The 24,881-nt window shown below is 68.1% G+C and carries 24 protein-coding genes; 7 read left to right on the top strand and 17 right to left on the bottom strand.

Going from position 1 to position 24,881, the window contains the following annotated elements:
• Nucleotides 1-69 precede the first annotated feature (69 nt).
• From ACTJJX_RS28785 to ACTJJX_RS28745, 9 genes are all read right to left on the bottom strand, one after another.
• Entirely contained in the window at nt 70-1,230 is a 1,161-nt protein-coding gene (locus ACTJJX_RS28785) for a D-alanyl-D-alanine carboxypeptidase family protein (protein WP_003093182.1), read from the bottom strand.
• A gap of 65 nt (nt 1,231-1,295) precedes the next feature.
• The gene (gene rlpA, locus ACTJJX_RS28780; protein WP_003100310.1) at nt 1,296-2,324 is read right to left on the bottom strand and encodes a septal ring lytic transglycosylase RlpA; all 1,029 of its coding nucleotides are present in this window, start codon (nt 2,322-2,324) and stop codon (nt 1,296-1,298) included.
• Nucleotides 2,321-3,343: a lytic murein transglycosylase B gene (gene mltB / locus ACTJJX_RS28775; RefSeq protein WP_003132500.1), complete on the bottom strand. Its 1,023-nt coding sequence runs from the start codon at nt 3,341-3,343 to the stop codon at nt 2,321-2,323. The genes rlpA and mltB overlap by 4 nt, the downstream gene beginning before the upstream one ends.
• An 8-nt stretch (nt 3,344-3,351) precedes the next feature.
• The gene (gene rodA, locus ACTJJX_RS28770; RefSeq protein WP_003114090.1) at nt 3,352-4,455 is read right to left on the bottom strand and encodes a rod shape-determining protein RodA; all 1,104 of its coding nucleotides are present in this window, start codon (nt 4,453-4,455) and stop codon (nt 3,352-3,354) included.
• A 31-nt stretch (nt 4,456-4,486) separates the two neighbouring features.
• Nucleotides 4,487-6,427, bottom strand: a complete 1,941-nt coding sequence (mrdA, locus tag ACTJJX_RS28765; protein WP_003093191.1) for a penicillin-binding protein 2 — start codon at nt 6,425-6,427, stop codon at nt 4,487-4,489.
• Between the two features lie 12 nt (nt 6,428-6,439).
• Nucleotides 6,440-6,907 (bottom strand): 23S rRNA (pseudouridine(1915)-N(3))-methyltransferase RlmH, encoded by a 468-nt coding sequence (gene rlmH, locus ACTJJX_RS28760; protein ID WP_003093193.1) that lies wholly within the window; start codon nt 6,905-6,907, stop codon nt 6,440-6,442.
• 7 nt (nt 6,908-6,914) lie between these two features.
• Nucleotides 6,915-7,271 carry a ribosome silencing factor gene (gene rsfS, locus ACTJJX_RS28755; RefSeq protein ID WP_003100305.1) on the bottom strand — a complete coding sequence of 119 codons (357 nt, stop codon included), beginning with the start codon at nt 7,269-7,271 and terminating at the stop codon, nt 6,915-6,917.
• A gap of 22 nt (nt 7,272-7,293) precedes the next feature.
• Nucleotides 7,294-7,938, bottom strand: a complete 645-nt coding sequence (gene nadD / locus ACTJJX_RS28750; protein ID WP_003093199.1) for a nicotinate-nucleotide adenylyltransferase — start codon at nt 7,936-7,938, stop codon at nt 7,294-7,296.
• Nucleotides 7,938-9,203 carry a glutamate-5-semialdehyde dehydrogenase gene (locus ACTJJX_RS28745; protein WP_003100303.1) on the bottom strand — a complete coding sequence of 422 codons (1,266 nt, stop codon included), beginning with the start codon at nt 9,201-9,203 and terminating at the stop codon, nt 7,938-7,940. The genes nadD and ACTJJX_RS28745 overlap by 1 nt, the downstream gene beginning before the upstream one ends.
• Nucleotides 9,204-9,500: 297 nt before the next feature.
• Between ACTJJX_RS28745 and ACTJJX_RS28740 the strand changes: the two genes are divergently transcribed.
• Nucleotides 9,501-10,724: an alpha/beta fold hydrolase gene (locus tag ACTJJX_RS28740; RefSeq protein WP_003159337.1), complete on the top strand. Its 1,224-nt coding sequence runs from the start codon at nt 9,501-9,503 to the stop codon at nt 10,722-10,724.
• 7 nt (nt 10,725-10,731) lie between these two features.
• Here ACTJJX_RS28740 and ACTJJX_RS28735 read toward each other — a convergent pair whose 3' ends face one another.
• Nucleotides 10,732-11,589: a class I SAM-dependent methyltransferase gene (locus ACTJJX_RS28735; RefSeq protein ID WP_003093206.1), complete on the bottom strand. Its 858-nt coding sequence runs from the start codon at nt 11,587-11,589 to the stop codon at nt 10,732-10,734.
• A gap of 63 nt (nt 11,590-11,652) precedes the next feature.
• Between ACTJJX_RS28735 and ACTJJX_RS28730 the strand changes: the two genes are divergently transcribed.
• Together ACTJJX_RS28730 and ACTJJX_RS28725 are read left to right on the top strand one after the other, a co-directional pair.
• Complete coding sequence (locus ACTJJX_RS28730) at nt 11,653-12,372, top strand: DNA-3-methyladenine glycosylase (RefSeq protein ID WP_003100299.1); 720 nt, start codon at nt 11,653-11,655, stop codon at nt 12,370-12,372.
• The gene (locus ACTJJX_RS28725; RefSeq protein WP_003100297.1) at nt 12,369-13,682 is read left to right on the top strand and encodes a bifunctional DedA family/phosphatase PAP2 family protein; all 1,314 of its coding nucleotides are present in this window, start codon (nt 12,369-12,371) and stop codon (nt 13,680-13,682) included. Before ACTJJX_RS28730 ends, ACTJJX_RS28725 begins: the two co-directional genes overlap by 4 nt.
• A 10-nt stretch (nt 13,683-13,692) precedes the next feature.
• On the opposite strand, the gene ACTJJX_RS28720 is transcribed toward ACTJJX_RS28725, so the two are convergent.
• Genes ACTJJX_RS28720 through ACTJJX_RS28710 form a run of 3 tightly spaced genes read right to left on the bottom strand, consistent with a single transcriptional unit; the run spans nt 13,693 to nt 15,378 of the window.
• Nucleotides 13,693-14,286, bottom strand: a complete 594-nt coding sequence (locus ACTJJX_RS28720) for an LON peptidase substrate-binding domain-containing protein (RefSeq protein WP_003093212.1) — start codon at nt 14,284-14,286, stop codon at nt 13,693-13,695.
• A gap of 19 nt (nt 14,287-14,305) precedes the next feature.
• A complete protein-coding gene (locus ACTJJX_RS28715) occupies nt 14,306-15,016 on the bottom strand; it encodes an LrgB family protein (protein ID WP_003093214.1) in 711 nt (236 codons plus the stop codon).
• A complete protein-coding gene (locus ACTJJX_RS28710; RefSeq protein WP_031636980.1) occupies nt 15,016-15,378 on the bottom strand; it encodes a CidA/LrgA family protein in 363 nt (120 codons plus the stop codon). Before ACTJJX_RS28710 ends, ACTJJX_RS28715 begins: the two co-directional genes overlap by 1 nt.
• A gap of 193 nt (nt 15,379-15,571) precedes the next feature.
• Here ACTJJX_RS28710 and ACTJJX_RS28705 point away from each other — a divergent pair, with 193 nt between their 5' ends.
• The 3 genes from ACTJJX_RS28705 (at nt 15,572) to ACTJJX_RS28695 (ending at nt 18,645) form a co-directional block, all read left to right on the top strand.
• On the top strand, nt 15,572-16,027 hold the full coding sequence (locus ACTJJX_RS28705; RefSeq protein WP_003093220.1) for a MaoC family dehydratase: 456 nt from the start codon (nt 15,572-15,574) through the stop codon (nt 16,025-16,027).
• Nucleotides 16,028-16,217: 190 nt separating this feature from the next.
• On the top strand, nt 16,218-17,957 hold the full coding sequence (locus ACTJJX_RS28700) for a C13 family peptidase (RefSeq protein WP_003118249.1): 1,740 nt from the start codon (nt 16,218-16,220) through the stop codon (nt 17,955-17,957).
• 46 nt (nt 17,958-18,003) lie between these two features.
• Complete coding sequence (locus tag ACTJJX_RS28695) at nt 18,004-18,645, top strand: oxidoreductase (RefSeq protein WP_003100290.1); 642 nt, start codon at nt 18,004-18,006, stop codon at nt 18,643-18,645.
• 19 nt (nt 18,646-18,664) lie between these two features.
• On the opposite strand, the gene ACTJJX_RS28690 is transcribed toward ACTJJX_RS28695, so the two are convergent.
• The 4 genes from ACTJJX_RS28690 to eatR form a co-directional block, all read right to left on the bottom strand.
• On the bottom strand, nt 18,665-18,913 hold the full coding sequence (locus ACTJJX_RS28690) for a YceK/YidQ family lipoprotein (RefSeq protein ID WP_042159398.1): 249 nt from the start codon (nt 18,911-18,913) through the stop codon (nt 18,665-18,667).
• A 28-nt stretch (nt 18,914-18,941) separates the two neighbouring features.
• Entirely contained in the window at nt 18,942-19,571 is a 630-nt protein-coding gene (ubiX, locus tag ACTJJX_RS28685) for a flavin prenyltransferase UbiX (protein WP_003093227.1), read from the bottom strand.
• Nucleotides 19,572-19,579: 8 nt separating this feature from the next.
• Nucleotides 19,580-20,935: a UDP-N-acetylmuramate:L-alanyl-gamma-D-glutamyl-meso-diaminopimelate ligase gene (mpl, locus tag ACTJJX_RS28680; RefSeq protein WP_003124067.1), complete on the bottom strand. Its 1,356-nt coding sequence runs from the start codon at nt 20,933-20,935 to the stop codon at nt 19,580-19,582.
• A 157-nt stretch (nt 20,936-21,092) separates the two neighbouring features.
• On the bottom strand, nt 21,093-23,024 hold the full coding sequence (gene eatR / locus ACTJJX_RS28675) for a sigma-54-dependent transcriptional regulator EatR (protein ID WP_003119186.1): 1,932 nt from the start codon (nt 23,022-23,024) through the stop codon (nt 21,093-21,095).
• 338 nt (nt 23,025-23,362) lie between these two features.
• On the opposite strand from eatR, the gene exaC reads away from it, so the two are divergent.
• A partial coding sequence (gene exaC, locus ACTJJX_RS28670) for an acetaldehyde dehydrogenase ExaC (protein ID WP_023082763.1) occupies nt 23,363-24,881 on the top strand: 1,519 nt, incomplete at its 3' end.

The following is a 24,881-nucleotide window of genomic DNA, read 5'->3' as shown; positions in this document are numbered from 1 at the left end:
GCGGCGGCGGACCCGTGGTCCGCGGGGACGGGCGCCCGCTGGCCTCGTGAGCGGGCGGGCGCCGGTCGGTCAGTTGAACAAACCGTAGAAGAACAGGCGGATGCTATCCCACAGGCGGCGGAAGAAACCACCCTCCTCGACGGCGTTGAGGGCGACCAGGTCGGCGCTGCGGATGACCTTGTCGTCCAGCTTCACTTCCACCTTGCCGATCACCTGGCCCTGCTGGATCGGCGCCATCAGTTGCGGCTCCAGGACCATGCTGGCCTGCAGCTTCTGCATCTGGCCGCGCGGCAGGGTCATGGTCAGGTCTTCGGCGAGGCCGGCTTTCACTTCATGCTCGGAACCCTTCCAGACCAGGCCCTTGGTCAGCTCGGTGCCCTTCTTGTAGAAGTTGCGGCTTTCGAAGAAGCGGAAGCCATAGGTCAGCAGCTTCTGGGTCTCGGCGGCGCGGGCCTGCTCGCTGTTGGTGCCGAACACCACGGCGATCATGCGCTGGCCGTCGCGTACCGCGGAAGCTACCAGGCAGTAGCCGGCTTCGTCGGTGTGGCCGGTCTTCAGGCCGTCGACGGTCTTGTCGCGCCACAGCAGCAGGTTGCGGTTCGGCTGCTTGATGTTGTTCCAGAGGAATTCCTTCTGCGCGTAGATCGCGTAGTGGCTCGGCTCGCCGTAGATGATCGCGCGGGCCAGCACCGCCATGTCGCGGGCGGAGGAATAGTGGTCCGGGTTGGGCAGGCCGGTGGCGTCCATGAAGTGGGAGTTGGTCAGGCCCAGCTTCTGCGCGGTGGTGTTCATCATGTCGGCGAAGGCGTCTTCGCTGCCGGCGATATGCTCGGCCAGGGCGACGCTGGCGTCGTTGCCGGACTGGATGATGATGCCATGCAGCAGGTCGCTCACCGATACCTGGCTGCCGACCTTGATGAACATCCGCGAACCGCCGGTGCGCCAGGCATGTTCGCTGACGGTGACCAGGTCGTTCTCGCCGATGCGGCCGGCCTCGATCTCCTTGGTGGCGATGTAGGCGGTCATCAGTTTGGTCAGGCTGGCCGGCGGCAGGCGCTGGTCGCCGTTGTTCTCGACCAGAACCTGGCCGCTCTCGCCGTCCATCAGGACGTACGACTTGGCGGCCAGTTGCGGCGGCGCCGGAACCATGGATTCAGCAGCCCAGCCAGCCGTAGGGGCGATGAACAGGACAAGCAGTGACAAGCGTTTCGCGATAGTGGTGATGTTCATCCGTCTCTCTGGTTCTACCAATGGTCAAACAATCCCTTGCGGGAATTCCCTGCGTGAGTAGGCGCTCAGTCGGGGCGTACCAGCGTCGGCTGGCCAAGGTTGGCCACGCGGATGCTGTCCTGGGTGCGGCTAACCTCGTCCGCCGAACCGATCGGTCCCAGCCGCACCCGGTGCAGAATCTGCTGGTTGCGCACGACCGAGCTGATAAACACCGGCGCAGCCGTCACGCCGCTCAGCTTGGCCTTCAGCAGCTCCGCCGCATCCGGGTTGGCGAAGGCGCCCACCTGGAGATACAGGCCATCGGCTGGTAATGAAGCGTTTTTTTTTGAGTCGATCTGCACCGGCAGCACGGCGGCCGCGTGCTGCGCCGGCGGCGGAGTGTAGGTCTCGATCGGCTGGGCCATCGCCACCGCCTGCGTCTGCGCCGCGGCGGGAGCGGCCTGGGCCACCGCCTGCTTGGGCTGCGCCAGGACCATCGGTGCCGGCCGGCCGCGCTGGGCCCACCACTGCACCGGGTCGATGCCTTCGACCTTGACCCGCGCGGTGCCGGTCTCGGCATAGCCGAGCTTCTTCGCCGCGGCGAAGGACAGGTCGATGACCCGGTCGGAATAGAACGGGCCGCGGTCGTTGACGCGGACGATCACGCTCTTGCCGTTGTCCAGGTTGGTCACCCGCACATAGCTCGGCAACGGCAGGGTCTTGTGCGCGGCGGTCATGCCGTAGAGGTCGTAGGTCTCGCCGTTGGCGGTGGCCTGGCCGTGGAACTTGGTGCCGTACCAGGACGCGGTGCCGACCATCCGGTAGGCCCGCGCATCGTTCATCGGGTAGTAGGTCTTGCCCAGCACGGTGTAGGGGTTGGCCTTCACCGAACCGTTGTGCGGCATCGGTACCGCATCGGGGATCCGCGACACGTCGACGTCCCACCAGGGGGCGCCGTCGCGATGCGGACGGGAATAGTCGCCCGGCCCGGAAATGCCCGCCTGCCTGGCCGGCTGCTGGGGCGCCTTGCTGGAGCAACTGCTCAACAGCACGGCCGCCAGCCCGAGGCCGCAGACGGCGGGCAGGATCAGGGAGGAGCGGACACGCTTGCTCAATGGGCACCTCGCGCGCGGGCAATCTCGCCCGCCAGCTGATAAACCGCCATGGCATACATGGCGCTGCGATTATAGCGGGTGATCACGTAGAAGTTCGGCAAACCGACCCAATACTCGATGCCCTTGTCGCCGACGAAACGCATCGCCGTGACCTTCTGGTCGTCGCGCAGCGCATCGTGGGTGCGCCAGCCGCGGGCACGCAGCTCGCCCAGGCTCATGGTCGGGTCGACGCCCCTGGTCACCGCGCTCTCGGCGCTCTCGTCGTTGATCTCGGCCACCGAGACCACCGGCTCGCCGGTGACCCAGCCGTGCTGCTTGAAGTAGCTGGCGACGCTACCGATGGCGTCGGTCGGGTCGCTCCAGATATTGATGTGGCCATCGCCGTCGAAGTCCACCGCGTAGGCGCGGAAGCTGCTCGGCATGAATTGCGGCAGGCCCATGGCGCCGGCGTAGGAGCCGGTCAGGCTGAGCGGGTCGACCTGCTGTTCGCGGGCGAGCAGGAGGAACTCGCGCAACTCCTTGCGGAAGAAGTCGGCTCGCGGCGGGTAGTCGAAGCCGAGGGTGGACAGCGCGTCCATCACCCGGTAGCTGCCGGTGTTGCGGCCGAAGAAGGTTTCCACGCCGATGATCGAGACGATGATCTCGGCCGGCACGCCGTATTCCTTCTCCGCCCGCGCCAGGTCTTCGGCATGCTTGTTCCAGAAGTCGACGCCACGACTGATGCGCGCGTCGCTGATGAAGATCGGCCGGTATTCCTTCCACTGCTTGACCCGCTCGGCCGGGCGCGAGATCGCATCGAGGATCGACTGCTTGCGGTTCACGTCGCGGAACAGCCCCATCAGCTGCTCTCCGGCGAAGCCGTAGTCGCGGGTCATTTCGCTGACGAACTCGGCCACTTGCGGCGAGCCGTCGTAGTCCCCCGCCTGGGCCGCCCCGGACAGGCCAATGACGCCGGCTACGCCGACCCATTGGACGCCCCTGGCCGCCCATGTACGCAGTACTTGCATTGCGTTCTTCACTCTTGGTCTCAAACCTGGGCGATCCACTTCCGATGGGTATGGATCGACATCAGAACCCCGAACCCTGACAACAGGGTAACCAGCGAAGTTCCGCCATAACTAATGAAAGGCAGCGGTACCCCCACCACCGGCAACAACCCGCTCACCATACCGATATTCACGAAGACATAAACGAAAAACGTCATGGTGATGCCACCGGCCAGCAGTTTGCCGTAGAGCGTCTGCGCCTGGGCGGTGATCACCAGGCCACGACTGATCAGCAGCAGGTAGAGCACCAGCAGCAGGCAGACGCCGACCAGGCCGAACTCCTCGCCGAGGACCGCAATGATAAAGTCGGTGTGGCTTTCCGGCAAAAAATCCAGGTGCGACTGGGTGCCCAGCAGCCAGCCCTTGCCGAATACCCCGCCGGAACCGATGGCCGCCTTAGACTGGATGATGTTCCAGCCGGTGCCCAGCGGGTCGCTTTCCGGGTCGAGGAAGGTCAGCACCCGCTGTTTCTGGTAGTCGTGCATGATGAAGAACCACATCGCCACGGCGATCGGCACCGCCGCCGACACCGCGCCGACGATCCAGCGCCAGCGCAGGCCGCCGACGAACAGCACGAAGCCGCCGGAAGCGAGGATCAGCATGGCGGTGCCGAGGTCGGGTTGTTTCAGGATCAGCACGAACGGGGTGATGATGATCGCCAGGCTGATCACCATGTGCTTGAGCCCCGGCGGCAGGTTGCGCTTGGACAGGTACCAGGCCACCGTCATCGGCATCAGCAGCTTCATGAACTCCGAGGGCTGGAAGCGGATCACCCCGGGGATGTTGATCCAGCGCGTCGCCCCCTTGGCGTCGTGGCCGATCACGTCGACCACCACCAGCAGCGCGACCCCCACCAGGTAGCCCAGCGGCACCCAGCGGGCCATGAAGCGCGGCTCGATCTGGGCGATCACCACCATCATGCCCAGTCCCAGGCCGAACGAGGTGGCCTGCTTCATCAGCATGTCCCAGCTCTTGCCGCTCGCCGAATAGAGGACGAACAGGCCGGTGGCGCCGAGGATCAGCAACAGCAGCAGGAGAATCCCGTCGATGTGCAGGCGCTGCAACAGGCTGGCGCGCCGGCGCATCACGTCTTCGTTGGACAGGGTGCGGTCGAAGTTACTGTTCAAGGGCGGGCGCCTCCGGCTCGGCTGCCGTGGGTTCGGGCTTGGCCACCGCCGCCGCGAGCGGCGCGACGGGTTCCGCGTATTCGGCCTTGAGCTTGCCGTGCTCGTCGAGCAGCCAGGCGTCCATCACCTGCTTGACCACCGGGGCGGCGACGCCGGAGCCGGACTCGCCGTTCTCCACCATCACCGCCACCGCGATCTGCGGGTTGTTGGCCGGCGCGAAGCCGACGAACAGGGCGTGGTCGCGGTGCCGCTCGAGCAGCTTGGAGCGGTCGTAGCGCTCGTTCTGCTTGATCGCCACCACCTGGGCGGTACCGCTCTTGCCGGCGATCAGGTAGGCCGAGGTGGCGCCGACCTTGCGCGCCGTGCCGCGGGCGCCATGCACCACCTGCTGCATGCCGTAGTCGACGCGGTCCCAGTTGGCCGGGTCGCGCAGCACGATGTCGGGCATCGGGTCGGGGTCGACCGGCGGCTGGCCGTCGATGGTCTTGGCCAGGTGCGGGCGGATCCAGTGGCCCTTGTTGGCCAGCAGCGCGGTCATCTGCGCCAGTTGGATCGGCGTCGCCTGCATGTAGCCCTGGCCGATGCCGAGGATCAGGGTCTCGCCCGGGTACCAGACCTGGCGGCGGGTCTTGCGCTTCCATTCGCGCGAGGGCATCAGCCCGTCGGCTTCGCCGAACATGTCCAGGGCGACTTTCTGGCCGAAGCCGAAGCGGCTCATGAAGGCGTGCAGGCGGTCGATCCCCAGCTTGTGCGCGAGGTCGTAGAAATAGGTGTCGTTGGACCGGTAGATCGCCGACTCCAGGCTCACCCAGCCATCGCCGTAGCGGTTCCAGTTACGGTACTTGTGGTCGTAGTTGGGCAACTGGTAGTAGCCGGGGTCGAAGACCCGCGAGGTCGGCGTGACCACCCCGGCGTCGAGGCCGGCCAGCGCCACCGCCGGCTTCACCGTCGAGCCCGGCGGATAGAGCCCGCGCAGGACGCGGTTGTACAGCGGCCGGTCGATGGAGTCACGCAGCTCGGCATAGGCCTTGAAGCTGATGCCGGTGACGAACAGGTTGGGGTCGTAGCTCGGCTGGCTGACCATCGCCAGCACGTCGCCGGTGGACGGCTGGATCGCCACGATGGCGCCCCGCCGCCCGGCCAGGGCGTTCTCGGCGGCCTCCTGCAGGCGGCTGTCGATGCTCAGGACGATGTCCTTGCCGGGAATCGGGTCGGTGCGCTTGAGCACCCGCAGCACCCGCCCGCGGGCGTTGGTCTCGACTTCCTCGTAGCCAACCGTGCCGTGCAACTCGCTCTCGTAGAAGCGCTCGATGCCGGTCTTGCCGATATGGTGGGTGCCGCTGTAGTTGATCGGGTCGAGGTTCTTCAGTTCCTGCTCGTTGATCCGCCCGACGTACCCGACCGAATGGGCGAAGTGCTCCTTCAGCGGGTAGTGGCGGACGAACTGGGTCGCCACGTCGACGCCCGGCAGGCGGAACTGGTTCACCGCGATGCGGGCGATCTGTTCCTCGTTGAGTTCGAACATGATGGGAACCGGCTCGAACGGACGCCGCCCCTGCTTCATGCGCTTCTCGAAGATGGCCCGGTCGTCCTCGGTCAGGCCGAGGATCTCCACCAGCGTGTCGAGGGTCTTCTGCAGGTCCTCGGTGCGTTCGCGGGTGATGGTCAGGCTGAAGCTCGGCCGGTTGTCGGCGATGATCACGCCGTTGCGGTCGAAGATGATCCCGCGGGTCGGCGGGATCGGCTGCACATGGACCCGGTTGTTCTCCGACAGCGTCGAATGGTACTCGTACTGGGTCACCTGCAGGTGGTACATGCGCGCCACCAGCACCAGGGTCAGCAAGACCACCGCCACCGCCCCGACGATGACGCGCCGACGCACCAGGCGGGCGTCTTTCTCGTGGTCTTTCAGGTGGATCGGCTGCGGCATCGGGACTGGGGACTATTTGTGGTAGGGGTGCCCGGACAATACGGTCCAGGCCCGGTAGATCTGCTCGCCGACCAGGATCCGCACCAACGGGTGCGGCAGCGTCAACGGCGACAGCGACCAGCGCTGCTCGCTGCGCGCGCAGACCTCCGGCGCCAGCCCTTCCGGGCCGCCGACCATGAGATTCACGGTGCGTGCGTCGAGACGCCAGCGATCCAGTTCGCGAGCCAGTTGCTCGGTGCTCCAGGGCCGACCTTCGACCTCCAGGGTCACCACCCGTTCCCCCGGCTGGACGCGCGCCAGCATGGCCTCGCCTTCCTGACGGATCAGGCGCGCCACGTCGGCGTTCTTGCCGCGGGTGTTGAGCGGGATCTCCACCAGTTCGAGGGACAGCTCGGCCGGCAGGCGCTTGACGTATTCCTGCCAGCCTTCCTCGACCCAGCGAGGCATGCGCGAGCCAACCGCGATCAGGCGCAACCGCATGCCGGCGTCACTCTTCCGGCTGGTGCTGGGCGCGGCTCTGCTCGGCGCCCTGCCACAGGCGCTCCAGGTCGTAGAACTGGCGGGTCGCCGGGAGCATCACGTGGACCACCACGTCGCCCAGGTCGAGCAGCGCCCATTCGCCGGACTCCAGGCCTTCGCTGCCCAGGGGCTTGACGCCGTTTTCCTTGGCCTTGGTCAGGACGTTGTCGGCCAGCGACTTGACCTGGCGGCTGGAACTGCCGCAGGCGATCACCATGTAGTCGGTGACGCTGGTCTTGTCCCGCACATCGAGGGTCACGATGTCCTGGGCCTTGAGGTCTTCCAGGGCATCGATGGCCACTTGGACGAGTTGTTCGGTTTGCATTGAGTCGGTCTCTGTTTCTTTATCAGTGTGGCGCACGATACAGGTGGTGCGCCTCGATGTAGTTCAATACCGCGTCCGGCACCAGGAAACGCACGGAGCGCCCGGCACCCAGCAGCGCGCGGATCTGGGTGGCGGACACCGCCAGCGGCGTCTGCCAGACGAAGGTGATCTGTCCGCCCGGCCCTTTCAGGGCCTGCGGGTCGGCCACGCTCCGCGCCGCCAGCAGGTCGCGCAGCGACTCCGGCGGCTCGCTGTCGGCATCCGGACGCTGCAACACGACGATGTGGCAGTGATCCAGCAACGCCTCCCAGCGGTGCCACGTCGGCAAGCCGCAGAAGGCATCCCAGCCGATCAGCATGAACAACTGGTCGTCGGCCGCCAGCTCCGCCCGCACCGACTCCAGGGTGTCGATGGTGTAGGACGGCTTGTCGCGCTGCAGTTCGCGGGGATCGACCGTCAATCGCTCGACTCCCGCCACCGCCCGCTCGACCATCGCCAACCGCTGCGCGGCCGACACCTGCGGGGTTTCCCGGTGCGGCGGCCGCGCATTGGGCAGCAGGCGCAGTTCGTCGAGGGCGAACTGCTCGGCCATTTCCACGGCGCTGCGCATATGTCCGATATGCACGGGGTCGAAAGTGCCGCCGAACAGGCCGATACGTTTGCCCATCAGGTGCGCACGTGACCGTCGCCGAAGACGACGTACTTCTCGCTGGTCAGGCCTTCCAGGCCGACCGGGCCGCGGGCGTGCAGCTTGTCGGTGGAAATCCCGATCTCGGCGCCGAGGCCGTACTCGAAGCCGTCGGCGAAGCGGGTCGAGGCGTTGACCATCACCGAAGCGGAATCCACTTCGGCGAGGAAACGCCGCGCATCGCTGAAGTTCTCGGTAATGATCGCGTCGGTGTGCTGCGAGCCGTAGGTGTTGATGTGCTCGATCGCCGCGTCCAGCCCGTCGACGATGCGGATCGACAGGATCGGCGCGTTGTACTCGGTACGCCAGTCCTCCTCGGTAGCCTCCAGCACGTCTGCGCCGAGCAGCGCGCGGGTCGCGGCGTCGCCGCGCAGTTCCACGCCCTTCTCGCGGTAGATCGTGGCCAGGGGCGGCAGCGCCCGCTCGGCGATACCGGCATGCACCAGCAGCGTCTCCATGGTGTTGCACGGTGCATAGCGCTGGGTCTTGGCGTTGTCGGCGACGCGAATCGCCTTGTCCAGGTCGGCGGCGACATCGATGTAGACGTGGCAGATGCCGTCCAGGTGCTTGATCACCGGCACCTTGGCCTCGCGGCTGATGCGCTCGATCAGGCCCTTGCCGCCGCGCGGGACGATCACGTCGACGTATTCGGGCATGCTGATCAGCGCGCCGACCGCGGCGCGGTCGGTGGTTTCCACCACCTGCACGGCGGCGGCCGGCAGGCCGGCCTCGGCCAGGCCCTGCTGGATGCAGCGGGCGATCGCCTGGTTGGAGTGGATCGCCTCGGAGCCGCCGCGCAGGATGGTCGCGTTGCCGGACTTCAGGCACAGGCTGGCGGCGTCGATGGTCACGTTCGGCCGCGACTCGTAGATGATCCCGACCACGCCCAGCGGCACGCGCATCTTGCCGATCTGGATGCCCGAGGGCACATAGCGCATGTCGCGGATCTCGCCGATCGGGTCGGGCAGCGTGGCGACCTGGCGCAGGCCCTCGATCATGTCGTCGATGCGCGCCGGGGTCAGCGCCAAGCGGTCCAGCATCGCCGGCTCCAGGCCATTGGCGCGGCCGGCGGCGAGGTCCTGCTCGTTGGCGTGGGACAACTCCGCGCGGGCGGCGTCCAACGCATCGGCCGCGGCCAGCAGGGCGCGGTTCTTCTGCGCGGTGGCGGCGCGCGCGAGCAACCGCGAGGCGGCGCGGGCATCGCGGCCAAGGCGGCTCATATAGTCGAGGACGGACTCGGTCATGGTCTCGGCATCTGGCGTCAGGGAAATGCGCGATTATAGCGAGCCAGCCCCGGCGCGCCCAGCCGCAACAGCCGGTCGGTAGACAGTGCGTTCCATCGCCCCCGGCGGTAACGCGGCAGCCCTGCTGCGCCTGGGGCTGTGCGCGAGACGGTGACACCCGGGCGCAGGCGCCGGCCGAAGGATAGGTAAACAAAATTGCTACCTCTGTTTACCTTCGAGGCGAGCCTGGCCACTGCCACCCACCGGCACCCGCTCGGCAGAACAACAATAACGACGCACACACCGCGGGGCCTCGCCATGCGCTACCGTACCGACTACAGCGCGCAGTCGCTGAGCAGCGAACCGGATATCCTCTTCCTAGACGGCTGGCAACTGCGCTACCAGGCCTTCGCCGCCCGCGCCGACGACCCGCGCCCGCCGGTGCTCCTGCTGGGCGGCGCCTTCCAGAGCTTCCGCTCGTTCACCGGCGAGGTCAGCGAACTGCTCGCCGAGCACCCGGTGATCCTGCTCGACCTGCCGAGCCAGGGCGGCAACCTGCAACTGGCGGCGGAACTGAGCCTGGAAGACCTCGCCGACCTGATCGCGGCCTTCGCCGAACGGCTCGGCCTGCCGCCGTTGATGCCCATCGGCCTGTCCTACGGCTCGGCCCTGGCCGCGCTGTTCGCCGCCCGCCATCCGCGCCGCTGCGCGCGCCTGCTACTGGCCGGCATCACCGCATTCGGCCGCCCCGGTGCGCGGCTGCTGCTGGAAGAAGCCCTGGCCCGGCTCGACGAGGGCGACCAGAGCGCCTTCGCCCACGGCGTACTGACCGGCCTGATCAACCCGCTACAGCTGGAACGTACCGGCGTCTCCCCGGTATTTCGCAAGGCCATGCTGCGCCAGTTGCAACGCCTGACCGCGGCGGAGATCGAACGCTACCGGCAGAATAGCCGGCGCCTGTTGGCCTTCGGCGGCTTCGAGCGGCACCCGACCTGCCCGACCCTGGTGCTCGCCGGCGAGTACGACCATTTCACCCAGCCCTGGGAACATGCGGTGTTCGCCCATGCCTGCGGGAACGCCGAGTTCGCCCTGATCCACGACGCCGACCATCTTGCCCAGTTCGAACGACGCGAGGCCTGCGCCCGGCTCTACGGCCCGTTCCTGCGCGGCGAGGCACTGCCGGAGCGCGCCGAGGGCAGCACGCGGATCCCGCGCACGCGCCTGCTCGACCTGGAGCGACGCTTCGAGGTCCGCCATCGGCCAGCCCAAGGGCACGCTCGGCTGGAACATCCGCAGTTCGGCGTCTATGCGGCGGAACTGATGGAACTCGGCTATTTCGGCGGGCGGCTGCACGCCGAGCTGCCCGAATCCCGCCCGCAACGCGGCTGGCGGTTGTGCTGCGACGGCCTGGCGGACTTGGACATCCTGCCCCTGCGCTCGACCGCCGACGGCTTCGCCTTCATCTTCCCGCACTCCGATCCGGCGGCCAGCGCCGGACTGGCCGACCTCCTCGCCGCCTGGGAGCGAGCGGAGGTCGCCTGAGAGGCGGCTATGCCGTGCGGCTTTCGATTACCCGCACCAGGCTCGGCAGGCGTCCCTGCGGCAAGCCCAGGGCGGCGCCTTCGCGCTGCGGGTCGAGCACCAGGGTGGAGGCGAAGCCGCAGCGGGCGAAGGCCGCCTCGATTTCCGCGGCATTGCGGTAATGCAACGGATAGCTTCCCCGCGTCAGCCGCCCGATGATCCCCACTCCCCAGCGGATCTGCCGGTAGCGCGGGTGCTCGCGGAGATCGGGATAGAGGTCGGTCAGGTAGGTGCCCTGGGGGAAGCGTTTAAGTTCGGTCGCCAGGCGACTCCAGAAGGCCTCGATCACCGGGCGCTGGAAATAGTTCACCAACCCCTCGGTGATCACCACCAGCGGGCGCTCGCGATCGAGCCCGGCGAACAGCGCGGCAAGGCTGCGCTCGCCGTCCTCGGCGAGGATATCCACAGCCGCCACCGCGTGCTCCGGGCCCAGCCACCCCTGCTCGCGGAGCAACGCCGCCTTGCGCGCGGCCATCGGCGGCAGGTCGGCCTCCAGGTAGCGCAACTGTGGATAGCGTTGCCGGAAGCGTCGCCCACGCGGCGAGAGCCCGCAGGCCATTTCCACCACCTGGACCACTCCCTCGCGTTCGACGGCCTGGGTCAGGCGCGCGTCGATCATGAGGTGTCTTTGTAACAGGAAATCCTCGATGTTCAGTCCGAAACCGAGCTGCGCGCCCCAGTTGATCGGCGCGACGAAGCCGTGTACCCAGCGGCCGAAGACGGTGGCGAAGGCCGGTTCGGCGAGTCGATGGCGGAACCAGACGTACCCGGTGTAATGGGCGCTGGGCGTGATGTGGGCACTGTCGACACGCTCTCGTTCAACCATGATTCAGGCTCTTGTTGTTATCATTCGCCAGCCTATGACTGCCATGGTCCCAGCGACAATCCCATGTCCCGCGATCCCATCCTTAGTTTGCCCTGGCCCGACGCCCGGCCGCTCCCCGACACCTTCTTCGACCGCGATGCGTTGCTGGTCGCCCGCGAGTTGCTGGGCAAGGTGATCCGCCATCGCCAGGGCAATCTCTGGCTGGCGGCGCGAATCATCGAGACCGAGGCCTACTACCTGGAGGAGAAAGGCAGCCATGCCTCGCTCGGCTACACCGAGAAGCGCAAGGCACTGTTCCTCGACGGCGGGCACATCTATATGTATTACGCGCGCGGCGGCGACTCGCTGAACTTCAGCGCCGGCGGGCCGGGCAATGCGGTGCTGATCAAGTCCGGCCATCCCTGGCTGGATCGCATCAGCGACCACACGGCGCTGGAGCGGATGCAGAGCCTGAACCCGGACAGCCAGGGCCGGCCCCGCGAGATCGGCCGCCTGTGCGCCGGCCAGACCCTGCTGTGCAAGGCCATGGGGCTGAAGGTGCCGGAGTGGGACGCGCAGCGCTTCGACCCGCAGCGACTGTTCGTCGACGATGTCGGCGAGCGCCCCAGCCAGGTGATCCAGGCCGCTCGGCTGGGCATTCCGAAGGGGCGCGACGAACACCTGCCGTACCGTTTCGTCGATGCCACCTTCGCCGCCTTCTGCACCCGCAACCCACTGCGCCGCGGCCAGGTCGCCGGGCGCGACTATCATCTACTCGGACATCAGGACCCGCACCTGCAATGAGTCTCGACAGCTTCAACGCCTGGATGGCCGCCAACCCCGAGTGGCTGGGGCTGGCCATCTTCCTCATCGCCTTCCTCGAATGCGCGGCCATCGTCGGTATCGTCCTCCCCGGCGTGGTGCTGCTGTTCGGCGTCGCGGTGATCGCCGGCAGCGGCGCCCTCGGCCTCGGCGAAACCCTGCTGCTGGCCTACGCCGGCGGGGTGCTGGGCGACCTCAGCTCGTACTGGATCGGCCGCCGCTTCCACCAGAACATCCGCCGCCTGCCCGGCCTGCGCAGCCATCCGCAGTGGATCACCGCCGCCGAGGTGTACTTCGAACGCTACGGTATCGCCAGCCTGCTGGTCGGCCGCTTCATCGGCGCCCTGCGACCGATGCTGCCGATGGTCGCCGGCATGCTCGACATGCCGTTCGGCCGTTTTCTCGGCGTTTCGCTGATCGCCGCCGCCGGCTGGGCGGTCGCCTACCTGTTGCCCGGCTGGGCCACCGGCGCAGCCCTGCGCCTGCCGTTGCCGGAAGGCTTCTGGAGCGAAGCCGGGATCGTCGCGGCCTGCCTGGCGGTGCTGGTCGGCGTGGTAGTCCAGGCCAGCCTGCGGCGCAAACGCTGGGCAACCGCTGTGGCGGCCGCGCTGAGCCTGGTCCTGCTGCTGGCGATGACCGTCGCCTGGCCGTACCTCCAGGACCTCGACCAGGGCCTGATGACGCTGGTCCAGGAGCATCGCAACGCCGACCTGAACCCGGTGATGGTGGTGGTCACCCGGCTCGGCGATTTCCGCACCCAGTTCATCGCCGGTGCGCTGCTCGGCGGTATCCTCCTGCTGACCCGGCAATGGCGTCCGGCCATCTTCGCCATCGGCACCCTGGTGGGTACCGCGCTGGCCAACCAGACCCTGAAGACCCTGTTCGCCCGCGCCCGCCCGGAAGTGCTGGCCGAACCGCTGAGCAGCTTCAGCTTCCCCAGCGGACACAGCTCGGCGTCCTTCGCCTTCTTCCTCACCCTGGGCGTCCTCGCCAGCCGCCAGCAACCGCCGCGCTGGCGCCTGACCTGGGTACTGCTGGCGGTGATCCCGTCGCTGAGCATCGCCCTGTCGCGGGTCTACCTTGGCGTGCACTGGCCGTCGGACATCGTCGCCGGCGCCCTGCTCGCCACTACGGTCTGCGCCGCCAGCCTGTGGCTGAGCCAGCGCCGCGAGTCGCTGCCGGCGCTGCCGCAACGGGTCTGGTGGCTGCTGTTGCCGGTCTGCGTGGCGACCCTGGCGATCGCCGCCGGCTGGGCCCTGCCGGAAGCCATTGCGCGCTACCGGCCGCTGTGAGGGTTGGCGCTCAGTCGATACCCAACTCGCCCTGCAGGTGCTCCAGCAGCACCTGGATCCGCGCCAGTTGCATCTGCGCGTCGGGCAGGGCGAGCAGTTCGAGCTTGCGTTCGGTATCGAACGGCAGCAGGTAGGCCAACTGGTTGGCCAGGTCCTGCTGGCCGCCGGGCTCGCCGCCCATCTCCAGCGCGGCCACCATCGGATGCTCGGCCAGCACGCTGAGCAACGCGGCGAGATCGTTGTGTTCGTAGGTCAGGGGTTGCTCCGGCAGGTCTTCGAACCACTCGATCTCGCCAACGCTGAGCTGGTCGGCCTGGACCTCCACCGACAGCACCTGGAAACGCCGACCGCCCTCCACGCGGATGCCCAGCAGGCCGTTCGGGCGCTGCTGCCAGTCGCGGACCGAGGCCTCGCAGCCGACCATCGCCAGGCGGCTCGGCGCTTCGCCGACCTCCCGCCCTTCGCCGATGGTCACCACGCCGAAACCGGTGCCCTGCTTCATGCAGCGGCTGATCATGTCCAGGTAGCGCGCCTCGAAGATCTGCAGGTCCAGGCGGCAACCGGGGAACAGCACGGCGTTGAGGGGAAACAACGGCAACTTCATCGCGACTCCTCGGGCATCGTCAGGCAACCAGCGCTACCGCCAACGGTAGCAGCACTGCGGTGGCAACGCCCATCAGGCTCATCGCCAGGGCGGCGAAGGCGCCGCACTCCTCGCCTTCCTGCAAGGCCCGCGAAGTGCCTACCGCGTGGGCCGTCATGCCCAGCGCCATGCCCTGCGCGGCGGGGTGCCGGACGCCGATGGCGCGCAGCAGCTCCGGCCCGAGGATCGCCCCGAGTACCCCGGTGATCAGTACGAACACGGCGGCCAGCGCCGCCACGCCGCCGATCTGGCTGGCCACCAGCATGGCGATCGGCGAGGTCACCGACTTCGGCGCCATGCTCATCAGCATCCGCGGCTCGGCACCGAACAACCAGCCGAATGCGATGCCCAGCACCGTCGCCAGCGTACCGGCGACCACCAGGGTCAGCAGGGTCGGCCAGAACAATTGGCGGATACGCCGCAGGTTGAGGAACAGCGGCACCGCCAGGGCCACCGTGGCGGGGCCGAGGAGAATGGTCAGGACCTTGGCGCTGGCACTGTATTCGTCGTAGTCGATGCCGCAAAGCAGCAGCACGCCGATCACCACCAGCATCGATACCAGCACCGGCTGCAGGAACACCCAGCGGGTCCGTTCATAGGCGGCCAGGGCCAACTGGTAGGCGCCCAGGGTCACGCCGACGCCGAACAGCGGATGGTGGATCACCGCCTCGAGGGCGGCCTGCCAGGCCATCAGGACTCCTCCCGGCGACGTTGCTGGCGATCGATGAGCTTCTGCATCGTCCAGCCGGCGAACAGGAACGACAGCACCAGCGACAGTACCAGCGCGCCGACGATGGCCCAGAAGTCGGCGGCGATCTCCCGCGCATAGGCCATCACCCCGACCGCCGCCGGCACCAGCAGCAGCGGCAGGTAGCGCAGCAACGAGCCGGCCGCCTCGTTGACCGGCTTGCCGACCTCGCCACGCGCCAGGAAATAACCGAACAGCAGCACCAGGCCGATGATCGGACCGGGCAGCATGGGCAACAACAGAACGTTCAGACCTGTGCCGAGCAACTGGAACAGCACCAGCCAGGTCAGACCACGAAGCAACATGGGCACCTCCAGCAAGGGCCGACCATTATGCCCAGCCCGCCGGGACATTGGCACGCTCCTCGCCTATCCATCAGTCGCAGTCGCGGCACCGCATGACGCGATATTCGCCAGGCCGATGGTTTCTTGACCCGGTCGCCAACGCGTGCTGATCTTCCTGCACCATGAGAACAACAGCCATCCTCCCGGAGGACTTATGCCATTCGTACCCGTAGCAGCGCTCAAGGACTATGTCGGCAAGGATCTCGGCCATTCCGAATGGCTCACCATCGACCAGGAGCGGGTCGACCAGTTCGCCGAATGCACCGGCGACCACCAGTTCATCCACGTCGATCCGGAGAAGGCGGCGAAGACGCCCTTCGGCGGCACCATCGCCCACGGTTTCCTGTCCCTGTCGCTGATCCCGAAGCTGATGGAAGGCCTGCTGGTGCTTCCCGAAGGACTGAAGATGGCGGTCAACTACGGCCTCGATACGGTGCGCTTCATCCAGCCGGTGCGGGTCGGCTCGCGGGTCCGCCTGGGCCTGACCCTGCTCGACGTCAACGAGAAGAATCCCGGCCAGTGGCTGATCAAGGCGCGCGCCACCCTGGAGATCGAAGGCCAGGAGAAACCCGCCTACATCGCCGAGACCCTCAGCCTCTGCTTCGTCTGAGCCCGCCCCAGCGAGCGCTGCCGTTCGCTTGACGGCCAGGCGCCTTCGCGCCCCTCTCCCCCCTTCCAAAAGCCCCCGCTCGCGGGGGCGCTCTGGGCCGGCAGGGAAATACCCTACTGCCAGGCAACGATTTTTCCGCCACACTGTCTCCCCTCCACCCTCGGACCGAACCACTCATCGGGAACGCCGCATGCTTCGCCCCGCCAGGTCTCTCTCGCTCTGCTCCGCCCTGGTCATCCTGCTCGCCGCCTGTGGCGAGGGCGAACCGCTGCTCCCGGCCGATGCGCGCCTGCCTGACGGCGCGCGCTATCGCGGCGAGCTGGTGGACGGGCGCCTGGAAGGCCAGGGCCGGCTGGACTACGACAACGGCGCCTGGTACGCCGGCCGCTTCGAGCATGGCCTGCTGCACGGCCATGGCACCTGGCAGGGCGCCGACGGCAGCCGCTACAGCGGTGGCTTCGCGGCCGGCCTGTTCGACGGTCAGGGACGCCTGGCGATGGCCGATGGCAGCGTCTACCAGGGCGGTTTCCGCCAGGGCCTGTTCGATGGCGAAGGCAGCCTGGAACAACAGGGCACTCGCTACCGCGGCGGTTTCCGCAAGGGCCTGTACAGCGGCCAGGGCACGCTGGACGGCAGCGATGGCAGCCGCTACCAGGGCAGCTTCCGCCAGGGCCGCCTGGAAGGCGAAGGCAGCTTCAGCGACAGCCAGGGCAACCAGTACGCCGGTACCTTCCGCGACGGGCAACTGAACGGCAAGGGGCGCTGGAGCGGGCCCGATGGCGACCGCTACGTCGGCCAGTTCAAGGACAACCAGTTCCATGGCCAGGGGCGCTACGAAAGCGCCAGCGGCGATGTCTGGATCGGCCGCTTCAGCGAAGGCGCGCTGAACGGCCCCGGCGAGCTTCTCGGCGCCGACGGCAGCCGCTACCGCGGCGGTTTCCAGTTCTGGCGCTTCCATGGCCAGGGCCTGCTCGAACAACTGGACGGCACCCGCTACGAAGGCGGCTTCGCCGCCGGCGCCTATGCCGGCCAAGGCACCCTGGACCGCGCCGACGGCAGCCGTGAGCAGGGACTCTGGGCCGACGGCAAGCGCATCCGCGACGCCGCCGGCAAGGCCCTGCCCGACACTCTGGAAATCGGCCTGTTGGCCCAGGGTCGCCTGCTCGACGAAGAACTGCGCAAGATCCCGGCCTCGACGCCGGCCAGCGAACTCTATGCCCTGAGCCTGGGCGGCGATGGCCGCCAGGGCGTGTTCCTGCGCGAGGCCGATTACGCCGGCGACCTGCTCGGCCAGCGTTTCGCCGCTCGTGGCGTGATTCGCCTGGTCAACCACCGCGACCACTTCGGCGACCGCCCGCTGGCTACCCGGGAAAGCCTGTCCCGCGCCGTGCGCACCCTGGCCGAACGCAGCGGGCCGGAAGACCTGGTCTTCATCTACCTGACCAGCCACGGCTCCAGCGACCACCAGTTGGCCCTGGACATGCCCGGCCTGAACCTCGGCGACCTGCCGGCCGCGGAACTGGCCGAACTGCTCGCGCCGCTGCGCCAGCGCGACAAGGTGCTGGTGGTATCGGCCTGCTACAGCGGGGGCTTCATCCCGCCGCTGAAAGACGAACGTACCCTGATCCTGACCGCCGCGCGTGCCGACCGGGTCTCGTTCGGCTGTTCCGACGACGCCGACTTCACCTATTTCGGCCGCGCCTTGCTGGCCAATGCGCTGAACCGCACCGACGATCTGTCCAAAGCGTTCGAACTGGCGAAAGAGGAAGTGCGTCAAAGGGAGAAGGAGGAAGGTTTCGAAGCTTCGGAACCGCAAGCCTGGTTACCGGAACGCGTGCTCGCGCACTGGCGGACGCTGCGGGGGCAGCAAGCCGAGCGCGCGCTCGCGTCCCGGGAAGGAAAAACCGGCGAGGGCGCGGCGGGCAAATAGATACGCCGCGCACTACGCTCATTGGTGTGGAAGGGGAGAAACACACATGCACTCGACGCCCAAGCGCGTTCTGCTCGCCGGCGCGACCGGTCTTACCGGCGAGCACCTGTTGGATCGGATATTGAGCGAGCCGACCCTGGCCAAGGTCATCGCCCCTGCCCGCAAGGCGCTGGCCGAGCATCCGCGGCTGGACAACCCGGTCGGCCCGCTGGCCGAGCTGCTGCCGCAACTCGACGGCAGCATCGATACCGCCTTCTGCTGCCTCGGCACCACGATCAAGGAAGCCGGCTCGGAGGAGGCCTTCCGCGCGGTCGATTTCGACCTGCCGCTGGCGGTGGGCAAGCGCGCGCTGGAGATGGGCGCCCGGCATTACCTGGTGGTCAGCGCCCTGGGCGCCGACGCCAAGTCGTCGATCTTCTACAACCGGGTCAAGGGCGAACTGGAGCAGGCCCTGCAGGAACAGGGCTGGCCACAACTGACCATCGCCCGGCCATCGCTGCTGTTCGGCCCGCGCGAGGAATTCCGCCTGGCCGAGATCCTCGCTGCGCCGATCGCCCGCATCCTTCCCGGCAAGTACCACGGCATCGAGGCCTGCGACCTGGCCCGCGCGCTCTGGCGCCTGGCGCTGGAGGAAGGCAAGGGCGTGCGCTTCGTCGAGTCCGACGAACTGCGCAAGCTGGGGAAATGAGCCTGGGGCGGATCCCGCCCTACATGCCGCCGCTGACGCCGAGGTTGAGGCCGATGGCGGTGGCCAGCGAGAACGGCAGCAACAGGGTGTCCAGCAGCGCGCTGCCCGGCAGGTCGAGCCCCGGATGGGCCGGCGCCTCCGCGCCGAAGCGTTCCATCGGGCAGCAGCCGCCGTGCAGGCTGTACCAGTCCAGCCGGGTGCCGGCGTAGACCACCGGCGCCCCTGGCTTGGCCGCATCCAGGGTGCGCACGGTGGCGCAACCGCCCATCTGCACCGCCAGGACCAGCAGCAGCACCCTACTCGTCGCTGACAAGGTGCTGTTCCCCCCAGCGCGGCAGCATATCCTGGGGAATCCCCAGGGTGTTGAGGATTCGCGCGACGACGAAGTCCACCAGGTCCTCCACCGATTGCGGCTGGTGGTAGAAGCCCGGCGCCGCCGGCAGGATCACCGCGCCGAGGTTGGACAGCTTGAGCATGTTTTCCAGGTGGATACTGGAGAACGGCGCCTCGCGCGGCACCAGCACCAGCGGCCGGCGCTCCTTCAGGGCGACATCGGCGGCGCGCTCGATGAGGTTGTTGCAGGCCCCCGTGGCGACCGCCGACAGGGTGCCGGTGGAACACGGGCAGATCACCATGGCATTGGGCGCGCTGGAGCCGGAGGCCGGCGGCGCCATCCAGTCGTTCTGGCCGAACACGCGGATCTGTCCGGCGGCGGCACCGCAATATTCGGTGAGGAAGGCCTGCATCGCCTGCGGCTTGGCCGGCAAGGCCACGTCGGTCTCGGTGGCCATCACCAGTTGCGCGGCCTTGGAGATCAGGAAGTGCACCTCGCGCTCTTCCTGCACCAGGCAATCGAGCAAGCGCAGGCCGTACTGGGCGCCGGAGGCGCCGGTCATCGCCAGGGTAATGCGTTCCGGACCGCTCATCGCGCCCCTCACTCGGCCAGCGCCGCGGCCAGCTTGCCGTGCAAGCCGCCGAAGCCGCCGTTGCTCATGATCACCACTTGCGCGCCGGGCCTGGCCTGCTGGCGCACCTGCTCGATGATCGCCTCCAGGGTATCGCAGACCTGCGACGGTATCGCGCATTGCGCGGCGGTGGCGGCCAGGTCCCAGCCCAGGTTCGGCGGCGCGTACCAGAGCACCTGGTCGGCCTGGCGCACGCTGTCCGGCAGGCCGTCGCGATGAGCGCCGAGCTTCATCGAGTTGGAACGCGGCTCGACGATGGCGATCACCTGGGTATCCGCGCCAACCTGCTTGCGCAGGCCGTCGAGGGTGGTGGCGATGGCGGTCGGATGGTGGGCGAAGTCGTCGTAGAGGGTCACGCCCCGGACCTCCGCGACCTTCTCCATGCGCCGCTTGACGTTGCGGAACTCGCTGAGCGCTGCCGCGCCCTGGCTGGGCACCACACCGACATGGCGCGCCGCCGCCAGGCTGGCGAGGGCGTTGGCGACGTTGTGCAGGCCGGTCAGCGGCCAGTCCACCTCGCCCTGGACGATGCCGTCGAACAGCACCTCGAAGCGCGAGCCGTCCTCGGCGAGCAGGCGCGCCTGCCACTGGCCGCCTTCGCCGGTGGTCTGCACCGGGGTCCAGCAGCCCATCCCGAGTACGCGCTCCAGGGCTTTCTCGGCGCTCGGGCGAATGATCAGGCCCTCGCCCGGCACGGTGCGCACCAGATGGTGGAACTGCCGCTCGATGGCCGCGAGGTCGGGGAAGATATCCGCGTGGTCGAATTCCAGGTTGTTCAGGATCGCCGTGCGCGGGCGGTAATGGACGAACTTCGAGCGCTTGTCGAAGAAAGCGCTGTCGTACTCGTCGGCCTCGACCACGAAGAACGGCGTACCGCCCAGGCGCGCCGAAACCCCGAAGTTCTGCGGCACCCCGCCGATCAGGAAGCCCGGGCTCATGCCGGCGTGCTCCAGGACCCAGGCGAGCATGCTGGTGGTGGTGGTCTTGCCGTGGGTACCGGCCACCGCCAGCACCCAGCGTCCTTGCAGCACGTGGTCGGCCAGCCACTGCGGGCCGGAAACGTAGGGCAGGCCCTTGTTCAGGACATGCTCCACCGCCGGATTGCCGCGCGACAGGGCGTTGCCGATCACTACCAGGTCCGGCGCCGGCTCCAGGTGGGCCGGATCGTAGCCCTGCATCAACTCGATGCCCTGGGCTTGCAGTTGGGTGCTCATGGGGGGGTAGACGTTGGCGTCGGAACCGGTCACCCGGTGGCCCAGTTCCTTGGCCAGCACGGCCAGCGAGCCCATGAAGGTCCCGCAGATGCCGAGTACGTGGATGTGCATGCAGACTCCTGCAGATCAAGCCGTCGAAGGCGCTGTGAATGGGCGGCAGATTAGCACAGCGGAGGCGCCGGCCGCCCGGCGTCGCGGCATCAGACGACGCGGCGTCGGCGGGGTTCCCGCCGGCCTCGCGGCGGCCCGCCTGGAGCCGTCCCGCCCGTCAGGCCTGGCCGCGCACCAGGCCGTGCCGGCGCAGCTTGCGATACAGGGTGTTGCGGCTGATCCCCAGTTGCTCGGCCACCCGGCTCACGTGCCAGCGCTGGCCGTCCAGCGCCGCCAGCAACGCGGCTCGCTCGGCGTCGTCCAGGCTGTTGCCCGCGGCCGGGGCGGGCGCCGCTGCGGCGGGCGGCAGCGCCGCCAGGGCCTGGCGGATATCCGCGGGCAGGTCGCGCAGGCCGACCCGGCCGTCCTCGCAGAGTGCCACCAGGGTCCGCAGCACCGTGCGCATCTGCCGGACGTTGCCCGGCCAGCGGTAGGCCAGCAGGCCCTGGCGAACCTCGCCGTCGAGCTGGATGCGCTGGCCCCTGGCTTCCTCGGCCAGCAGGTAGTCCAGCAACTCCTCGCGGTCGCTGCGCTCGCGCAGCGGCGGCAGGCTCACGACCATGCCATTGAGGCGGTAGTAGAGATCCTCGCGGAAGCGTCCATCGGCGACCAGCCCGGCCAGGTCGCGGTGGGTAGCGCTGATCAGGCGCACGTCGACATCCTCCGGCTCGCCGCCCAGCGGTACTACCCGGCGCTCTTCCAGCACCCGCAGCAGGCGGGTCTGCAAGGCCAGCGGCATGTCGCCGATCTCGTCGAGGAACAGGGTGCCGCCGTCGGCCTGCTGCAACTTGCCGCGCATGCCCTCCTTGCGCGCGCCGGTGAAGCTGCCGCCGCGATAACCGAACAGTTCGCTCTCGATCAGGGTTTCCGGGATCGCCGCGCAGTTCAGCGCGACGAACGCCTGTTCCGCGCGCGGGCCGGCCAGGTGCACGGCCTTGGCGAAGGCCTCCTTGCCGGAACCGGTCTCGCCGTTGAGCAGCAGCGGCACGTCGCGCGCGTAGACCTTCAGCGCCCGGCGGAAATCGGCGGCCAGCTCGGCGTCGCCCAGGCACAGGCCGGGCGCGGCAGGCGCCGGCTTCGCTGCCGTGGGCACCGCCAGGGCCTGGGGTATCGCCCGCGGCGCGCCGCGCAGCATGGCGTACAGGGTCCGTCCCTCGCGGGTGCGCAGCGGCCAGCTGGCGCTGGGTTGCGGCGAGGCGCGACCGAGCAGGTCGTCGAGACGGCAATCGAAGAAGGTCTCCACCGGCTGGCCGAGCAGGCGCTGGCGCGGACAACCGAGCAGGTTCAGCGCGCTCTGGTTCACCGCGCGGATCCGCCCGTCTTCCTCGAAGGCCAGCAGCCCTTCGCTGAACAGGCCGACATAGTCGCCCTGGACATGGAAGCGCAGTAGCCAGGAGCCCTCGAAGCGACGGAGGAAATAGCAGCCCTCGATGATCTTCGCCGACAGGTTGACCAGCGCCATGGTGTGGAACTGGCTCTGCCGCGAGACTTCCTGGCGCGCCGAAGACACGTCGAGCACCGCCATCAGCTCGCCCTGCGGATCGAACACCGGGCTCGCCGAGCAGGTCAGGCCGGTATGGCGGCTACGGAAGTGCTCTTCCTGCTGGATGGTCAGGGCCTGCCGCTCGACCACGCAGGTGCCGATGCCGTTGGTGCCTTCGCAGGGCTCGCTCCAGTCGGCGCCGAGCCAGAGGCCGGCGTGTTCGAAGGTCTGGCGCTGGGCGTCGGCGTTGACGCAATTGAGGATCACCCCGCGGGCATCGGTGAGCAGTACCGCGTGGTCGTTGCCGGAAAGCTGCTGGTAGAGGCTGTGCATCTCGCCATCGGCGATCTCCAGCACCTGTTGCAGGCGCTCGCGGCGTTCGAGCATGCGCGCGTGCTCCAGCACCATCGGCGCCATCGGCTGGCCGGGATCGAGATGGTGCTGTTCCAGGCAGCGCAGCCAGGAGCGGGCGATGGACGGATCGGTCGCAGGGCCGCCCGGCGGGATCTTGCCCTGGGCGACGGTCAGCACTTGCCGCGCGTGGCGGCTCATGGAACTGGCAGGCATTGTTATGGTTCTCCGCGAGGGACGGGCCGTCTCTTGCCTGGGCGCGGTGGATCGGTCCGCGACTCTCCGGACGGCTATCGGTGCAGCATCCAACAGGCCGGGGCGCAATGCAACGACGGACTGACCGATGAGTCATGCGCTGCGCCGAAAACGGTACAGAGTGTCACTCACGAGCGTCCCGCCCGCGTGACAGGGAGCGTTCGCAAGCTCCCCTGCGAAACCTCCAGGACGCTCTACTCCGGGCCTTTCGCCACTCTGGCCCGGCCCTTGCTCCAGGCTTACGACAAGCGCGACAGCGCGTCCTCCCCTAATAAGCACAAGAGCCAGGAGATACCATCATGCGTTACGCCCATCCCGGTAGCGAAGGCGCCATCGTTTCCTTCAAGGCCCGCTACGGCAACTACATCGGCGGCGAGTTCGTGCCTCCGGTCAAGGGCCAGTACTTCACCAACACCTCGCCGGTGAACGGCCAGCCGATCGCCGAGTTCCCCCGTTCCACCGCCGAGGACATCGACAAGGCCCTCGACGCCGCCCACGCCGCCGCCGACGCCTGGGGCCGCACCTCGGTGCAGGAGCGCTCGAACATCCTGCTGAAGATCGCCGACCGCATCGAGCAGAACCTGGAACTGCTCGCCGTCACCGAGACCTGGGACAACGGCAAGGCCGTGCGCGAGACCCTCAACGCCGACATCCCCCTGGCCGCCGACCACTTCCGCTACTTCGCCGGCTGCATCCGCGCCCAGGAAGGCTCCGCCGCCGAGATCAACGACAGGACCGTGGCCTACCACATCCATGAGCCGCTGGGCGTGGTCGGGCAGATCATCCCGTGGAACTTCCCGCTGCTGATGGCCGCCTGGAAGCTGGCCCCGGCGCTGGCCGCCGGCAACTGCGTGGTGCTCAAGCCGGCCGAGCAGACCCCGCTGGGTATCTGCGTGCTGCTGGAACTCATCGGCGACCTGCTGCCGCCGGGCGTGCTCAACGTCGTCCAGGGCTTCGGCAGGGAGGCCGGCGAGGCCCTGGCCACCAGCAAGCGCATCGCCAAGATCGCCTTCACCGGTTCCACCCCGGTCGGCTCGCACATCCTCAAGTGCGCGGCGGAGAACATCATTCCCTCCACCGTCGAGCTGGGCGGCAAGAGCCCGAACATCTATTTCGAAGACATCATGCAGGCCGAGCCGGCGTTCATCGAGAAGGCCGCCGAGGGCCTGGTGCTGGCCTTCTTCAACCAGGGCGAGGTGTGCACCTGCCCGTCCCGCGCGCTGGTCCAGGAGTCGATCTACCCGGCATTCATGGAAGAGGTGCTGAAAAAGGTCAGGGCGATCAAGCGCGGCGACCCGCTGGACACCGAGACCATGGTCGGCGCCCAGGCTTCCCAGCAGCAGTACGAGAAGATCCTCTCCTACCTCGACATCGCCCAGCAGGAAGGCGCCGAGCTGCTCGCCGGCGGCAGCGTCGAGAAGCTCGAAGGCAACCTGGCCAGCGGCTACTACATCCAGCCGACCCTGCTCAAGGGGCACAACGGCATGCGCGTGTTCCAGGAGGAAATCTTCGGCCCGGTGGTCGGCGTCACCACCTTCAAGGACGAAGCCGAGGCCCTGGCCATCGCCAACGACACCGAGTACGGCCTCGGCGCCGGCCTCTGGACCCGCGACATCAACCGCGCCTACCGCATGGGCCGCGGGATCAAGGCCGGTCGCGTGTGGACCAACTGCTACCACCTGTACCCGGCCCACGCCGCGTTCGGCGGCTACAAGAAGTCCGGCGTCGGTCGCGAGACGCACAAGATGATGCTCGACCACTACCAGCAGACCAAGAACCTGCTGGTGAGCTACGACATCAACCCGCTGGGCTTCTTCT

The sequence above is a fragment of the Pseudomonas sp. 22490 genome (assembly GCF_052044465.1).
In the GTDB taxonomy this organism is placed as follows: domain Bacteria; phylum Pseudomonadota; class Gammaproteobacteria; order Pseudomonadales; family Pseudomonadaceae; genus Pseudomonas; species Pseudomonas aeruginosa.
The sequence above is the reverse complement of the archived record's forward strand: the minus strand, read 5'-3'. Positions and strand labels throughout refer to the sequence as shown.

What these genes read in the sequence shown, in the direction of transcription:
- ACTJJX_RS28785 (WP_003093182.1), bottom strand. Translation starts at nt 1,230, where the DNA reads ATGAACATCACCACTATCGCGAAACGCTTGTCACTGCTTGTCCTGTTC.
- rodA (WP_003114090.1), bottom strand. Translation starts at nt 4,455, where the DNA reads ATGCGCCGGCGCGCCAGCCTGTTGCAGCGCCTGCACATCGACGGGATT.
- mrdA (WP_003093191.1), bottom strand. Translation starts at nt 6,427, where the DNA reads ATGCCGCAGCCGATCCACCTGAAAGACCACGAGAAAGACGCCCGCCTG.
- rlmH (WP_003093193.1), bottom strand. Translation starts at nt 6,907, where the DNA reads ATGCGGTTGCGCCTGATCGCGGTTGGCTCGCGCATGCCTCGCTGGGTC.
- rsfS (WP_003100305.1), bottom strand. Translation starts at nt 7,271, where the DNA reads ATGCAAACCGAACAACTCGTCCAAGTGGCCATCGATGCCCTGGAAGAC.
- nadD (WP_003093199.1), bottom strand. Translation starts at nt 7,938, where the DNA reads ATGGGCAAACGTATCGGCCTGTTCGGCGGCACTTTCGACCCCGTGCAT.
- ACTJJX_RS28745 (WP_003100303.1), bottom strand. Translation starts at nt 9,203, where the DNA reads ATGACCGAGTCCGTCCTCGACTATATGAGCCGCCTTGGCCGCGATGCC.
- ACTJJX_RS28740 (WP_003159337.1), top strand. Translation starts at nt 9,501, where the DNA reads ATGCGCTACCGTACCGACTACAGCGCGCAGTCGCTGAGCAGCGAACCG.
- ACTJJX_RS28735 (WP_003093206.1), bottom strand. Translation starts at nt 11,589, where the DNA reads ATGGTTGAACGAGAGCGTGTCGACAGTGCCCACATCACGCCCAGCGCC.
- ACTJJX_RS28730 (WP_003100299.1), top strand. Translation starts at nt 11,653, where the DNA reads ATGTCCCGCGATCCCATCCTTAGTTTGCCCTGGCCCGACGCCCGGCCG.
- ACTJJX_RS28725 (WP_003100297.1), top strand. Translation starts at nt 12,369, where the DNA reads ATGAGTCTCGACAGCTTCAACGCCTGGATGGCCGCCAACCCCGAGTGG.
- ACTJJX_RS28720 (WP_003093212.1), bottom strand. Translation starts at nt 14,286, where the DNA reads ATGAAGTTGCCGTTGTTTCCCCTCAACGCCGTGCTGTTCCCCGGTTGC.
- ACTJJX_RS28715 (WP_003093214.1), bottom strand. Translation starts at nt 15,016, where the DNA reads ATGGCCTGGCAGGCCGCCCTCGAGGCGGTGATCCACCATCCGCTGTTC.
- ACTJJX_RS28710 (WP_031636980.1), bottom strand. Translation starts at nt 15,378, where the DNA reads ATGTTGCTTCGTGGTCTGACCTGGCTGGTGCTGTTCCAGTTGCTCGGC.
- ACTJJX_RS28705 (WP_003093220.1), top strand. Translation starts at nt 15,572, where the DNA reads ATGCCATTCGTACCCGTAGCAGCGCTCAAGGACTATGTCGGCAAGGAT.
- ACTJJX_RS28700 (WP_003118249.1), top strand. Translation starts at nt 16,218, where the DNA reads ATGCTTCGCCCCGCCAGGTCTCTCTCGCTCTGCTCCGCCCTGGTCATC.
- ACTJJX_RS28695 (WP_003100290.1), top strand. Translation starts at nt 18,004, where the DNA reads ATGCACTCGACGCCCAAGCGCGTTCTGCTCGCCGGCGCGACCGGTCTT.
- ACTJJX_RS28690 (WP_042159398.1), bottom strand. Translation starts at nt 18,913, where the DNA reads ATGGGCGGTTGCGCCACCGTGCGCACCCTGGATGCGGCCAAGCCAGGG.
- ubiX (WP_003093227.1), bottom strand. Translation starts at nt 19,571, where the DNA reads ATGAGCGGTCCGGAACGCATTACCCTGGCGATGACCGGCGCCTCCGGC.
- mpl (WP_003124067.1), bottom strand. Translation starts at nt 20,935, where the DNA reads ATGCACATCCACGTACTCGGCATCTGCGGGACCTTCATGGGCTCGCTG.
- eatR (WP_003119186.1), bottom strand. Translation starts at nt 23,024, where the DNA reads ATGCCTGCCAGTTCCATGAGCCGCCACGCGCGGCAAGTGCTGACCGTC.